The 1,091-nt window shown below is 48.9% G+C and carries 1 protein-coding gene; it reads right to left on the bottom strand.

Annotated elements, in window-relative coordinates; genetic code table 11:
- The coding region (gene pcaF / locus AC6BYQ_RS28380) for a 3-oxoadipyl-CoA thiolase (protein WP_272288480.1) at window positions 1–1,091 on the bottom strand (1,091 nt) is incomplete at both ends.

Here is a 1,091-nt window from a genome sequence, read left to right as displayed (position 1 = left end):
CGTGCACCTGATGCACCCAGTGGATGACCTAAAGCAATGGCACCACCGTTTGGATTCACCTTGTCAGAGTTGTCTGGTAAGCCTAAATCACGGGTCACTGCTAAAGCCTGTGCAGCAAAGGCTTCATTCAGTTCAATTACATCCATCTGATCTAAAGTCAGGTTGGCTTGTTTAAGTAATTTTTTAATGGCTGGTGCTGGGGCAAAGCCCATAATACGCGGTTCTACACCGACGGCTGTTGAAGCAATGATCTTGGCACGTGGTTTTAAGTTGTAAGCCTGAACTGCATCATCAGAAGCAATCAGTAGAGCTGCCGCACCATCGTTGATGCCTGAAGCATTACCTGCAGTGACTGTACCATCTGCTTTGACAACTGGTTTAAGTTTGCTTAAGCCTTCAAGCGTAGTCGATGCACGTGGATGTTCATCGGTATCAATCACAACAGCATCACCCTTACGCTGAGGGATTTCAACTGCCACGATTTCTTTAGAAAAAAAGCCTTTGGCTTGCGCGCTTGCGGTGCGTTGTTGGCTCACCAAGGCAAACTGGTCCTGATCTGCACGATTGACCTTGAACTGTTCAGCGACGTTTTCGGCAGTCTGGGGCATGGTGTCTACACCATACAATTCTTTAAGTTTAGGGTTAATGAAACGCCAGCCCATGGTGGTGTCTTCAATCTTCTGACTACGGCCAAAAGCACTATCTGACTTACCCATTACATAGGGTGCGCGGCTCATGCTTTCCACACCACCAGCAATCACCAAGTTTGCTTCACCTGCTTTAATGGCACGGGCAGCAATAGCAATGGCATCGAGTGATGAACCACACAAACGGTTAATGGTGGTTGCTGGCACCTGATACGGTAAACCAGCAAGTAGTGCTGACATACGGCCGACGTTACGGTTGTCTTCACCGGCTTGGTTGGCACAGCCATAGATCACATCATCGACCTTTTCCCAATTTACATTTGGGTTACGCTGCATGAGGGCTTTAATCGGCACAGCGCCAAGGTCATCGGCACGGACAGGTGCAAGGCCACCGGCATAACGGCCGAATGGAGTACGGATGGCATCGATGATATAAGCGTTTTT

This window comes from Serratia sp. LTN-2, from assembly GCF_059740205.1.
The sequence above is the reverse complement of the archived record's forward strand: the minus strand, read 5'-3'. Positions and strand labels throughout refer to the sequence as shown.